12 protein-coding genes are annotated in these 12763 nt (G+C 30.4%); 11 read left to right on the top strand and 1 reads right to left on the bottom strand.

Features of this window, described 5'->3' with window-relative positions; all coding sequences use genetic code 11:
• Nucleotides 1-9 precede the first annotated feature (9 nt).
• The 6 genes from alr to PZA12_RS14125 all read left to right on the top strand — a co-directional run bounded on the left by alr (nt 10) and on the right by PZA12_RS14125 (nt 5414).
• Complete coding sequence (alr, locus tag PZA12_RS14150; RefSeq protein ID WP_078115387.1) at nt 10-1191, top strand: alanine racemase; 1182 nt, start codon at nt 10-12, stop codon at nt 1189-1191.
• 165 nt (nt 1192-1356) lie between these two features.
• Nucleotides 1357-2067 (top strand): 5-oxoprolinase subunit PxpB, encoded by a 711-nt coding sequence (gene pxpB / locus PZA12_RS14145; protein WP_078115388.1) that lies wholly within the window; start codon nt 1357-1359, stop codon nt 2065-2067.
• Nucleotides 2067-3068: a biotin-dependent carboxyltransferase family protein gene (locus PZA12_RS14140; RefSeq protein WP_078115389.1), complete on the top strand. Its 1002-nt coding sequence runs from the start codon at nt 2067-2069 to the stop codon at nt 3066-3068. Before pxpB ends, PZA12_RS14140 begins: the two co-directional genes overlap by 1 nt.
• Before the next feature lie 14 nt (nt 3069-3082).
• On the top strand, nt 3083-3544 hold the full coding sequence (locus tag PZA12_RS14135; protein WP_078115390.1) for an acetyl-CoA carboxylase biotin carboxyl carrier protein: 462 nt from the start codon (nt 3083-3085) through the stop codon (nt 3542-3544).
• 22 nt (nt 3545-3566) lie between these two features.
• Nucleotides 3567-4910 carry an acetyl-CoA carboxylase biotin carboxylase subunit gene (accC, locus tag PZA12_RS14130; RefSeq protein ID WP_103698533.1) on the top strand — a complete coding sequence of 448 codons (1344 nt, stop codon included), beginning with the start codon at nt 3567-3569 and terminating at the stop codon, nt 4908-4910.
• A 183-nt stretch (nt 4911-5093) separates the two neighbouring features.
• Nucleotides 5094-5414, top strand: a complete 321-nt coding sequence (locus PZA12_RS14125) for a glycosyl hydrolase-related protein (protein WP_078115392.1) — start codon at nt 5094-5096, stop codon at nt 5412-5414.
• Between the two features lie 225 nt (nt 5415-5639).
• Here PZA12_RS14125 and PZA12_RS14120 read toward each other — a convergent pair whose 3' ends face one another.
• Nucleotides 5640-6731, bottom strand: coding sequence for a glycerol dehydrogenase (locus PZA12_RS14120; protein WP_077839288.1), 1092 nt, complete (start codon nt 6729-6731; stop codon nt 5640-5642).
• Between the two features lie 233 nt (nt 6732-6964).
• On the opposite strand from PZA12_RS14120, the gene PZA12_RS14115 reads away from it, so the two are divergent.
• The 5 genes from PZA12_RS14115 to PZA12_RS14095 all read left to right on the top strand — a co-directional run bounded on the left by PZA12_RS14115 (nt 6965) and on the right by PZA12_RS14095 (nt 12235).
• On the top strand, nt 6965-7681 hold the full coding sequence (locus PZA12_RS14115) for a transaldolase (protein ID WP_078115393.1): 717 nt from the start codon (nt 6965-6967) through the stop codon (nt 7679-7681).
• A gap of 22 nt (nt 7682-7703) precedes the next feature.
• The gene (locus PZA12_RS14110) at nt 7704-8153 is read left to right on the top strand and encodes a PTS sugar transporter subunit IIA (RefSeq protein ID WP_078115394.1); all 450 of its coding nucleotides are present in this window, start codon (nt 7704-7706) and stop codon (nt 8151-8153) included.
• Between the two features lie 45 nt (nt 8154-8198).
• Nucleotides 8199-8483, top strand: coding sequence for a PTS sugar transporter subunit IIB (locus PZA12_RS14105; protein ID WP_065419258.1), 285 nt, complete (start codon nt 8199-8201; stop codon nt 8481-8483).
• Between the two features lie 11 nt (nt 8484-8494).
• Nucleotides 8495-9853 (top strand): PTS ascorbate transporter subunit IIC, encoded by a 1359-nt coding sequence (locus PZA12_RS14100; RefSeq protein ID WP_077307081.1) that lies wholly within the window; start codon nt 8495-8497, stop codon nt 9851-9853.
• A gap of 237 nt (nt 9854-10090) precedes the next feature.
• On the top strand, nt 10091-12235 hold the full coding sequence (locus PZA12_RS14095) for a BglG family transcription antiterminator (protein WP_103698534.1): 2145 nt from the start codon (nt 10091-10093) through the stop codon (nt 12233-12235).
• Nucleotides 12236-12763 lie beyond the last annotated feature (528 nt).

Below are 12763 nucleotides of genomic sequence, written 5' to 3'. Positions count from 1 at the left end.
GGCTTTTTTATGGGAGAATATTTTAGAACTTATGCAAAAATAGATTTAGAGGCTATTTTGCATAATATAAATGAAGCAAAAAAACGAATAGAAAAAAATGTGAAGATTATGGCAATAATTAAGGCTGATGGATATGGACATGGCGCTGCTGCCCTAGGTAATTTTCTTAAAAGTGAAGTGGATTATTATGGTGTAGCTACTTTAGAGGAAGCTCTAGAGTTACGTCAAGCTGAAATAGAATTACCTATATTAATTCTCGGATATACATCACCTAGTCAATATATAGAAGTAGTTAAAAATAATATTACTCAAACTGTGTATAATACTGAAATGGCTAAGGAAATGTCAAAGGCAGGAGCAATATGCGAAAAAGAAGCAAAAGTTCATATTGCTCTAGATACTGGTATGACTAGAATAGGTTTTGATGCAAATGAAGATGGAATAGCAGCAGTTCAGGAGATTTTAACTTTTTCAAATTTAGTAGTTGAAGGTTTGTTTACTCATTTTGCTACAGCAGATGAAGCTGATAAAAGTTATAGTAAACTGCAAATAAGCAAATATGATAAATTTGTAGCTTTACTAGAAGAAAGAGATATAAATATTCCTATTAAGCATATGTGTAATAGTGCTGGAATTATGGAATTTGATCATCATCGCTTTGATATGGTTAGGTCTGGAATAATTACTTATGGATTATATCCATCCGAAGAAGTTAATAAAAATGCTATTACATTAAAACCAGCGCTTCAATGGAAAACCCATGTGATAAATGTAAATAAAGTTGATGCAGGTCATGGGGTAAGTTATGGGAAAACCTATATTACAAAAAATGAAACAAAGATAGCTACTCTTTCTGTAGGATATGCTGATGGATATCCTAGAGCTCTTTCTTCAAAGGGAAGGGTATTGATACATGGAGAATATGCACCAATTATAGGAAGGATTTGCATGGATCAAATGATGGTGGATGTTACACATATAGATAATGTGAAGATTGAAGATGAAGTAACTTTAGTTGGGAAAGATGGAGATAATATTATTTATGTTGAGGAATTAGCTAATATGGCTGGAAGTTTTAATTATGAGTTTGTTTGCGGGATAGGTAAAAGAGTTGAGCGAATTTATAACGGTTTAGAGCATATTACAGATAACAAAATAGAGGAAATGGACAAGAAATTGGTCATGATATAAATCTAATTCACATTTAAAAAATAACATTATTTTTAATAGTCATATTTTTTGAATATGTCTAGAGAGAATTTTTATAATTAGCAAAAATATAGCTGATCACAAATTCGCGGTCAGCTATAATAACAATATTATTTATGAAAAGTACTAGAATGGAGAAAGCTGCATATGGAAAAGAATAAGTTTGAAGCTGAAATTTCTCAAATAAGTGAAACATCATCTTTAGTTGAATTTGGGAAGGTAATAAGTGAAGAGATAAATAAAGAAGTAAGAACATTTTGTGCGTATCTAGATGAATATCCTTTCAAGGGAATGATAGAATATGTGCCTGCCTTTACAAGTGTTTCTATAATTTACAACCCTTTGGATGTGAACAGTGAATCTCCCTATGAAGTTGTAAAAGACATTTTAGATAAAATAATTTCTAAACTTAATTTTTCTTCTCTGGATGAGGAAAATATTGTTCAAATACCAGTATGTTATGGTGGGGAATTTGGACAAGATATTGAGCAAGTTGCAAAAATAAATAATATTACTGTAGATGAGGTTATAAAAATTCATTCTGAAGGAAAATATCTAGTTTATATGATTGGTTTTGCTCCGGGATTTCCATATTTAGGTGGAATGTCTGAAAAAATTGCGGCTCCAAGGCGTGAATCTCCAAGAACAGCAATACCAGCAGGTTCAGTTGGTATTGCTGGAATGCAGACAGGGGTATATCCTATAGAAACTCCTGGAGGCTGGCAGCTTGTAGGAAAGACACCATTAAAATTATTTGATTTAAAGAGAAATTCTAAAAGCCTTTTAAAGGCAGGAGATATAGTTAAATTTTATCCTATTTCTTATGAAGAATATGTACAGTTAAAGGAGGAAGAATAGTGAGTATATCTGTTTTAAATCCAGGACTGCAATCAACTATTCAAGATTTGGGAAGACATGGATATCAAAAATATGGGGTTATAGTTAGCGGTGCTATGGATGTTTATGCTATGAGAATTGCAAACATTGCAGTTGGAAATGATGAAAGTGAAGGTGTTTTGGAAATTACAATGATTGGTCCCTCATTAGAGTTAGAAAAGGGAGCCTTAATTTCTATAACAGGTGGAAATATTTCGCCTACTATTAATGGAAAGAAAATTCCAATGGGAAGACCAGTTTATTTAAAAGAAGACTGTGTATTAAATTTTGGAGCGTGTATAGCTGGATGTCGTTCTTATTTAGCTATAGCAGGCGGCTTTGATGTTCCAGAAGTTATGGAAAGTAAAAGTACATATTTAAGAGCACAATTTGGAGGCTTTAATGGAAGACCTTTGAAAAAGGGAGATATATTAAATATTGGTACTAAAAGTGTAGCAGCTATTAAAATAATAGAAAAGCTACAAGAAATAACTCAAAAAGGTGAGTTTGTAGCTCCCAGTTGGTATATGGGGGATTCAACAGTAGAAAATATCAATAGCACAATTATTAGAGTTTTTAAAGACAGGCAATTTGATAATATTTCTGATGAAAGTATAAATAAATTTTTTAATTCAGAGTTTAATGTAGATAATAAATCAGATAGAATGGGATATCGTTTATGTGGAGAAAAAATAGAACTTAAAGAAAGATTGGAAATGATATCTGAAGAAGTTTCTGTTGGGACTATTCAAATTCCACCTGACGGTAACCCTATTATTTTATTAGCAGATAGGCAAACTACAGGAGGATATCCTAAAATAGCTCACGTAGTTTCTGTAGATATTCAAAAAATAGTTCAACTTAAACCTAATAGTAAAATTAAATTTAAACAGATTACATTAAAGGAAGCTGAAAGGCTATACTTTGAAAGAGAAAAATATATTGATGAACTAAAAAAAGCAATAAGACTTACAATATTATAATAGGAAGTGAAATTATGATTAATATAGAGGATATAGAAAAAATCATGCAAGTTGTTGATAAATTTGAGGTTTCTCACTTTGAATTTCAACATGAAGATAGCAAGATAATAATAGATAAGAATAAGATATGTGAAGGTTTAGTTGGTACTAATACGTTTACTAAAGGTGAAATTAAAGCTGCTCAGTCTAAAATTGAGAAAAGTATCAATGAGGACGTTGAGATAGAAATTACAGAGAAGGAATATATTAAAGCCGCTTTTGCAGGGAGCTTCTATTCTTCCAAAGAAAAAAATGAACAAGCCTTTGTTAAAGTTAATGATGAGGTAGAGTGTGACACTGTTGTTGGGTTGATTGAAGTAATGAAATTATTTAATGAAGTTGAAGCTGGAGTTCAAGGAACTATAGTTGATATATTAGTTAAGGATGGAGAGTTTGTAGAATACGGCCAACCACTATTTGAGATAAAAAGTAAGTAAGTGATTTGAAAAGGAGAAAGATATGTTTAAGAAAATTCTCATAGCTAATAGAGGAGAAATTGCTGTTAGAATTATACGTGCTTGCAGAGAGCTTGGAATTTCAACAGTTGCTATTTATTCAGAAACGGATAAAGATGCATTGCATGTAAAAATTTCTGATGAAGCTTATTGTATTGGTAAAACATTTGTAAAGGATAGTTATCTTAATGTGCAAAATATATTGAGTGTCGCTATACATGCTAAAGTAGATGCTATTCATCCAGGTTATGGTTTCCTTTCAGAAAATACAAATTTTGCTCAAATGTGTGAGGAATTTGGAATTAAATTTATAGGTCCCTGTCCTGAAATTATAAGTTTAATGGGTGATAAATCTAATGCAAGAGATACAATGAAGCGAGCTGGAGTGCCTACTGTTCCTGGGACAGATGGAGAAATACAAAATATTGATGAAGCAATAGCAATTGCAAAAGAAATAGGATATCCAGTTATAGTTAAAGCATCAGCAGGAGGCGGAGGTAAAGGAATGAGAGTGGTTAATTCTGAAGATGAATTAATAAGCTCCATTGAAACTGCCCAAAAGGAAGCACAAAATTATTTCGGAAATCCTATGGTTTATTTGGAGAAATATTTAGAGTATACTAGACATGTAGAAATTCAAATAATTGGAGATAATTATGGAAATGTAGTTCATTTAGGTGAAAGAGATTGTTCAATACAAAGACGTCATCAAAAGCTTGTAGAAGAATCACCATCACCAGCATTAAATGAAGATTTAAGAAATGCTATGGGTGAAGCGGCTGTAAGAGTAGCTAAAGCTGTAAAGTATAATAGTGTAGGAACTGTTGAATTTCTTTTAAATGAGGATAATAATTTTTATTTTATGGAAATGAATACAAGAATACAAGTTGAGCATGGTGTTACTGAAATGATAACTGGCATTGATCTTATGAAAGAACAAATATTAGTAGCAAGTGGTGAAAAATTATCTTTTACTCAAGAAGATGTTAAGATAAATGGATGCGCTTTAGAATGTAGAATAAATGCGGAAGATCCATATAGAAACTTTATTCCTTGTTCAGGAAAAGTTGAAAATTATTTATCACCTGGTGGAATTGGTTTAAGAATAGATAGTGCAGTTTATCCAGGATACGTTATATCACCATTTTATGATTCAATGGTATCAAAAGTGATTGCTTGGGGAAGAGATAGAGATGAAGCAATTCTAAGAATGAAAAGAGCATTAAATGAATTTGTTATTGAAGGAGTTAAAACAACAATTCCTTTTCATAAAAAACTAATGGATAATGAAACTTTTAGAAAAGGAAACTTTAATACAAAATTTTTGGAAATACATAAAATCTGCTAATAAATTCTTATGATTTAATTAGACTGCATATTGGGAATGGAGGTTTTAGATACTCTTGATGAAAGTATTAATGTTAAAGATTACACATTAATATTTTCAATATAGAGGGTTACAGAACTCGAAAAATTCATATTTCAAAAGAAGAGAAACTGGAAAGATGGATATACTGTAAACGAAGCATACATGCTAAACATTCCGCTTTTAATTAGCCGTCCAAATATAAGAATTACAGTAGCAAATAAAGTTACAAGTCTTATTGATTTAAATGCTGAAAATATCATTCTTGAAACTATTAAGAAAGCTGAGGATGTTAATGGGACTATTATTAGAATTTACGAATTCGAAAATAAGCTTACAGAAGTAAAGGCACGTTTAAGCATAGATTTTACCAAAGTAATAGAATGCAACTTGCTGGAGGAGGATATTTCATGTATTGCTGAAAAAACAAATGAATTTTCCTTTACTATAAAGCCATATGAAATTAAGACCTTTAGAATAGTTTAATATATTGTTATCATTAAATATATAAAATTTCTGGAAGATGTGTTTTGATTAACATAAAGAAGACTTAAAGTGAGTAAATGTGTACTTACTTTAAGCCTTCTTTATTCTGTATGAATTTTTATTCCAGTAAAATCTGTAGGCAACTTAAAAAAGTTGGTTGAATAGTTTTTGTATTCTAAAAAAAACAAAAAAGAAATCTTATCCGCCTTCAATTTTTTTTACTTGTTACATATATTCTTGTCCTAACTTGTTAGCTGTTAAAATAGCAGCGTAAACATCTTCAGGGGTAACTTCAAATGGCATATTATGTGCAGTATCTTCTTTTGAAGTAGCAGCCTTTGCAACTTCCATAATTTCTTCTGGTTTTATTTCATCGATACCTAATTGTTTTAAAGTAACAGGAAGACCAACCCTAGTACAGAAATCTAATACTTCTTCAATTTCATCCATTGGAGCATTTTCAAGTACTAATTGAGCTAATGTACCAAATGCAACTTTTTCTCCATGGTACATGTGATGACAAGCTGGCAATACAGTTAAACCATTATGGATAGCATGAGCAGCTGCAATACCACCGCTTTCAAAGCCAAGACCACTAAGCAGAGTATTAGCTTCAACTATTTTTTCTACTGATTTTGTACAAACTCCTTCTTCTACAGCAAGTTTTGCCTTATATCCTTCAGTAATTAATGTATCATAGCATAGTCTAGCTAATGCTTGAGCTGTAATAGTAGTAGTACCAAAAGCACATGTTCCAGCATTAGATTTTTCACAAGCTCTTGCTTCAAAATATGTTGCTAAGGCATCACCCATACCAGATACTAAAAGACGAACTGGAGCCTTTGCAATAATACCAGTATCAACCAAAACTATATTAGGATTTTGCTTTAAGAATAAGTATTTATCAAAGACACCATCATCAGTGTATAAAACTGACAAAGCACTACATGGAGCATCTGTAGCAGCTATGGTAGGTACAATCACAACAGGAAGATTTGCATAGTATCCAACAGCCTTAATAGTATCAATAATTTTTCCACCACCAATACCAATAAGGACAGTTAATTGATTTTCATCACAAATTTTGATAATACGATTCACTTCAGTTATAGAGCATTCTCCATTAAATATGTCGTATTTTACACCTACATTTTTAGCCTCAAAACTTTTATCTATAGTATCTTTTACCCTTTTTAAGCCACTTTCACTAATCAAGCATAATGCTTTTTCACCAAGTACAGATACGTATTCTGCAATATTTTTCAATTCTCCATTACCTTGAATGTATTTACTTGGTGCAATCATAATTTTTGCCATAAAAAACTCCCCCTTAACTATTTAACAATGTATATTAATTATTATGTATTAAATTATACCATTTTTATCAATTATGGTAAAGTTTACATGTGCTAAATAGGCTTATAAAAATAGATTATTATAAACCACAAAATTGCCACAATTGAAATGAAATATATTGAGCTTTACTGGTGGTTACTTGGAATATATAATTGGGTTATAAAGTAAAACAAGTAATTTGATGGAGGAGATAAATGAATTTTAGGGATTTAAATATTAAAATATTTGCAGATGGAGCAAATTTAAATGAAATGCTAGAGGTTTATAAGGTCGGTATTGTTAAAGGCTTTACTACAAATCCCTCACTTATGAAAAAGGCAGGAATTGATGATTATAAGAAATTTGCAAAAAATGTGTTAGAAGAAATTAAAGATTTACCAGTATCTTTCGAAGTTTTCTCAGATGATTTCGAGACTATGGAAAGGGAAGCAGACGTTTTATCTGAACTAGGCGAAAACGTTTATGTAAAGATACCTATCATGAACACTAAGGGAGAATCTTCAATTCCGCTAATTAAAAAGTTATCGGAAAAAGGATACCATCTTAATGTTACTGCAATTTTCACTTTGGATCAGGTAAAAGAGGTGGTAACTTCATTAAATCCAGAAGTTAAGAGTATTGTGTCTGTATTTGCAGGAAGAATAGCAGATGCTGGAACTAATCCAATGAAGCTTATGATGACTAGCAGCAAGCTATGTAAAGCCAATAAAGGTGTAGAGCTTTTATGGGCAAGCTGTAGGGAATTATACAATATTGTTGAAGCAGATGAATGTGGTTGTGAAATAATTACTGTAACTAATGATATATTAAAGAAACTCCCTACTATGGGAAAAGATTTATACGAATATTCTTTGGAAACTGTACGAAGTTTTTATAAGGATGCATCAAGTTTAGGATTTTCTATTTTGTAGCATTAAGGAAGGTGGCAAGGCTATGATTGAAAAGTTATTTAATAAAGAAACAATTGAACTAAATGTTGAAGTAAATGATTGGATAGAGGCTATAAGATTTTGTGGAAGTCTATTTGTTAAGAATGGAAATACTGAAGCAAAATATACTGATGCAATGATAAATACAGTAAAAAATATGGGACAATACATTGTTATTGAAAAGGGAATAGCTATGCCGCATGCAAGACCAGAAGATGGAGTTAAGAAAATTGGTATGGGGCTTATAAAACTTAAGAAGCCTATAGAATTCGGTAATGAAGAATATGATCCTGTTGATATATTGATTTTTATATGTGCAATAGATAAGACTTCGCATTTAAAAGCCTTGGCCGAACTTATGATACTTATTGAGGATAATGAATTTTTAAGCATTGTAAGAAATTCATCTTCAAAAGAAGATGTTCTTAGCTATATTAAGTCAAAAAGCTTTTAAATTAGCTTAAAGGACTTTTAGTAATATTATAAAGGAGATAGTAAAATGGAAATATTAACGGTTTGTGGCAATGGAATTGGAAGCAGTTTAATGTTAGCTATGAAGATTGAGGAAATCTGCAGGGAAAACAATATAAAAGCTAATGTTGAATCAACTGATTTTAATTCAGCACAAGGGAAGAAGGCAGATTTGATAATTACTGTCAAGGAACTTGCTCAGCAGTTTGATAATAGAGATGTTGCAGTAGTGAGAAGTTATATAAATAAAAAGAAGATAACAGAGGATGTTTTGGAAATTATTAAAAAGAAGTATATGGAATTAAATAAATAGGGGGTAAGTATATGTCAGTTCTTGAGTTTTTTAGAGACGTATTGAAACAGCCGGCTTTATTAATGGGAATTATGTCATTCGTTGGACTTATTGCACTTAAGAAACCTGGTCATAAAATTATGACGGGAACTTTAAAGCCTATACTTGGTTACTTGATGCTTGGCGCTGGAGCAGATTTTATTACCTCTAACCTAGATCCTCTTGGAAAAATGATACAAGAGGGATTTCATATAAATGGAGTTGTTCCAAATAATGAAGCTATTGTTTCTGTTGCACAAAAAGTATTAGGCGTAGAGACAATGACAATTTTAATTGTAGGACTTTTAATTAATTTATTGATAGCAAGATTTACAAAATTTAAATACGTCTTTTTAACAGGTCATCATAGTTTTTTCATGGCTTGCCTTTTATCAGCTGTTCTTGGGACAACAGGTATGAGCGGAACTGAATTAATATTATTCGGTGGATTCTTACTTGGAGCATGGAGTTCAATATCTCCTGCGATAGGACAAAGATTTACTAGAAAAGTAACTGATGGTGACGATATTGCACTAGGTCACTTTGGTAGTTTAGCGTACTATATTTCAGCATGGGTAGGATCTAAGGTAGGAAAACCTGAAGAAAGTACTGAAAAAATTGAAATACCAGAGAAATGGGGATTTTTAAGAGATACAACTATTTCTACTGCATTAACAATGATGATATTTTATTTAATTGCAGCAATAGCTGCAGGTCCAACTTTTGTAGCAACTATTTCAGATGGTACATCGCCTATATTATTTGCCCTTATGGCAGGACTAAAATTTGCAGTTGGAGTAACAATTGTTTACAGTGGTGTTAGAATGATTCTTGGTGATCTTATTCCAGCATTCCAAGGTATTGCAACTAGAATTATCCCTGATGCCGTACCAGCTGTTGACTGCGCAGTATTCTTTACTTATGCACCTACAGCTGTTGTTATAGGATTTGTATCTTCTTTCATTGGTGGTGTTATTGGTATGATTCTTTTAGGATTTGCCGGAGGAGTATTGATAATTCCAGGACTAGTACCTCACTTTTTCTGTGGAGCAACTGCTGGAATATTTGGTAATGCAACTGGTGGTCGTAAAGGTGCTATAGTAGGTTCATTTGTAAACGGGCTTTTGATTACTTTTGCACCAGCATTACTTTTACCTGTTCTTGGTTCATTAGGATTCCAAAACACAACTTTTGGTGATTTTGATTTTGGAGTTTTGGGTATTATACTTGGTAAAGCATCAGAATTAGTAGGAAAATTTGGTGTTATAGCTATTGTTGTTATATTACTAGTAGTTTTAATTGTTCCTAATTTCATAAAAACTAAATCAAAAGCAATTAATAATTTAGATTGATATTTCTAATAAATTAGAGGAATTTATCTTAATGACATAATATCCTTTCTCTTCAATATAAATAATATTAGTGGGTTGAAAGTAAATTAAGCTTTCAACTCATTTGCTTAAGTTAATGAATATTTAAATATTTAAGGCATAATCAAAGGAATAGCAAGTCAATGGTATATTTAGGTTTGTTGTTTTCTTTCATATGCCTAAAAAAGTGAGTGATCTTATTAAAAGCAGGTGTATAATATGCTAAATAGCAGGTGTTCAGATATACTAAAACTCATAGCAAGCAGCAGTATGCCTCTAACTATAAAGGATATTGCTCTTAAGTTTAAAATAAGTTCTAGAAGTATAAGATATGATTTAGATAGAATAGATGAGTATTTAAAAGAAATAAATTTAAAACCATTAGTTAGAAAACCTAATGAGGGAATATCAATAGATTTAAGACAAGATGAAAATAAGAGACTTTTAAACTTAATAGAATCCATAAACAGCTATGATTATGTTATGTCTCAAAAGGAAAGAACAATTTATATAATCTATAAGTTATTAGAAAAAAATAGCTATCTAACAATAAACAGCCTAGCTGAAAATATGTTCGTCAGCAGAGGAACTATTAATAATGACCTTAAAGAAGTTAGAAAATTACTTGAAGGTAATAATATAAAGCTTAAAAGTGAAAAATCCAAAGGAATAAAAGCTATTGGAGATGAGAAAGATCTTAGAAAAGTTGTTTCGAATCTTATGTTTGAAAATGTAGCTGACTCAGATTTGATTGGTGTTAATTTTAAAAAGTTATTTAAGGATATGGATATAGAATTCATAGGTAATGTAATAAAGACTGCAGAAGATCAATTAGAAAGTACATTATCTGATTATTCATTTAACAATTTATTGATTCATATTGCAATTGCCATAAAGAGAATTGAACTAGCTAAAGATATCGTGATGGATGAGAATGAGCTTAAAAATTTAAGTAAAACTTGTGAATTTTCTATAGCTTCTGCAATGGCAAGAATGCTGGAGGATAGATATGATATAAAGATACCCAAAAGTGAAATTGGGTATATGACAATACATCTTCTTGGAAGTAATGTAATGTTAAAAGAAGAAAAAAATGATGATCTAATATACATACAGCTTATTTCAGCTACATTGATAAGTGAAGTTGAGAAAAGGACAAAGTATAATTTTGAAGCGGATGAGCATCTTTTAGAAGGATTAATTCAGCATATAAGACCAATGATTTATAGATTAAAACATGGAGTCAGTATAAATAATCCTCTTCTTGATGAAATTATATATAAATATAAGGAAGTTTTTACTTTAGTAGAAGAAAGCCTGATATTTTTGGAAAAGGATTTAAATGCAGAAATAAGCAAAGAAGAAATTGGCTATATAACTTTGCACTTTATGGCATCTTTAGAGCGGATAAAGAATTTAAATAAGATAAACCCTAGAGTTTTAGTGGTATGTGCTACTGGAGCTGGGACATCAAAATTTGTATCAATAAAGCTTAAATCAATATTTGACATAAACATAATAGATACAGTTTCAAGCCACGATATTGAAAAGATAGCAAAAAGAGAACCTATAGATTTAATTATAACAACAATCCCAATTAATATAATAGGTATAAGATGTATTTTAGTAAGTCCATTTTTGACAGAAAAAAATATAAGTGAGTTAAGTTTATTCTTTTCAAAATATTCACAAGAACTTGATGATATTGAAAATAAGAAAGAGTTTGAAAGTGAAAAAAGTTTTTCTAAATGTTTCAATGAAGATGATGAATATTATAATATGAATTTGGAATCAAAAAGAAGTGTCATAAAAAATATACTGAATATAGTTGATAAGAACTGCATAATAAGCAACTACTCAAATTTAGAAAAAGAAATAGTGACATGCTTAAGTTCATACAAAGAAACAATTCAGCCTTCATTAAGTGAAATAATAAATGATAAATGCATTAAACTAAATGAAGAAGCAGAAAACTGGAAAGAAGCAATAGTAAAAGGTGGACAAATTCTTAAAAGAAACAGCTGCATAAACGACTCTTATATTGATGCTATGATAAATAATGTTGAAAAATTGGGTTCGTATATAGTTATCTTACCAGGAATAGCAATGCCTCATGCAAGGCCAGAAGATGGAGCGTATAAAATTGGCTTTAGTATTATGACATTAAAATACCCAATTAAATTTGGAAACCTTGAAAATGATCCGGTAAAGGTAATAATAACTATGTCAGTAATAGATAATAAAAGCCATATGAAGGCTTTGAAGGAATTAATGAAAATAATAGAACAAGATGATTTTATAGATGAAATGAATCGAACTAATTCTGTAGAAGAAGTTTTGAGAATATTTAATTTATCTAGATAAAAAGCAAATGACAATAATAAGTTCTATAATGATGACAAAAGCAAGTAAGCGTAGTTTCCTAAAACTCGGAATTATAATTAAATAAAACTATTTTTAATATGTAAGCATTGTGCTAAATCGATATATTTAGTGCAGTGCTTTTCATTATTTAGGAACTACCTATTAAGGAAAAGCTTTCGAAAAGTATAATAAAAATAGCTTTATCTTATAGTAAATTATAATTTAGTTAAGTCGGCTGCTGTTGTACTTTATTTGAAGTTATAAGTTATATAATATGATTTTCAATTGGTTTGAAAAGAACCAATTGAATAAAGATGGAAAAAGGTATTCATATTCGTATTATATGGTATAATAACTACAATAAAAGCGTAACATTAATGATAGATGCTTAGGCTTTAATAAATTATGTGTATACTGTTTACAATTTTAATATGTATGTTAAAATCAAGTTTCTAAATTTCAGTCTTAAGCGAGCACTTAATGCATATTTATTATTTCGGTAAATTATCACAAAAATTTAGTTTTAAA

The organism is Clostridium beijerinckii (assembly GCF_036699995.1).
Lineage (GTDB): Bacteria > Bacillota > Clostridia > Clostridiales > Clostridiaceae > Clostridium > Clostridium helianthi.
The sequence above is the reverse complement of the archived record's forward strand: the minus strand, read 5'-3'. Positions and strand labels throughout refer to the sequence as shown.

What these genes read in the sequence shown, in the direction of transcription:
- alr (WP_078115387.1), top strand. Translation starts at nt 10, where the DNA reads ATGGGAGAATATTTTAGAACTTATGCAAAAATAGATTTAGAGGCTATT.
- pxpB (WP_078115388.1), top strand. Translation starts at nt 1,357, where the DNA reads ATGGAAAAGAATAAGTTTGAAGCTGAAATTTCTCAAATAAGTGAAACA.
- PZA12_RS14135 (WP_078115390.1), top strand. Translation starts at nt 3,083, where the DNA reads ATGATTAATATAGAGGATATAGAAAAAATCATGCAAGTTGTTGATAAA.
- accC (WP_103698533.1), top strand. Translation starts at nt 3,567, where the DNA reads ATGTTTAAGAAAATTCTCATAGCTAATAGAGGAGAAATTGCTGTTAGA.
- PZA12_RS14125 (WP_078115392.1), top strand. Translation starts at nt 5,094, where the DNA reads ATGCTAAACATTCCGCTTTTAATTAGCCGTCCAAATATAAGAATTACA.
- PZA12_RS14120 (WP_077839288.1), bottom strand. Translation starts at nt 6,731, where the DNA reads ATGGCAAAAATTATGATTGCACCAAGTAAATACATTCAAGGTAATGGA.
- PZA12_RS14115 (WP_078115393.1), top strand. Translation starts at nt 6,965, where the DNA reads ATGAATTTTAGGGATTTAAATATTAAAATATTTGCAGATGGAGCAAAT.
- PZA12_RS14110 (WP_078115394.1), top strand. Translation starts at nt 7,704, where the DNA reads ATGATTGAAAAGTTATTTAATAAAGAAACAATTGAACTAAATGTTGAA.
- PZA12_RS14105 (WP_065419258.1), top strand. Translation starts at nt 8,199, where the DNA reads ATGGAAATATTAACGGTTTGTGGCAATGGAATTGGAAGCAGTTTAATG.
- PZA12_RS14100 (WP_077307081.1), top strand. Translation starts at nt 8,495, where the DNA reads ATGTCAGTTCTTGAGTTTTTTAGAGACGTATTGAAACAGCCGGCTTTA.
- PZA12_RS14095 (WP_103698534.1), top strand. Translation starts at nt 10,091, where the DNA reads ATGCTAAATAGCAGGTGTTCAGATATACTAAAACTCATAGCAAGCAGC.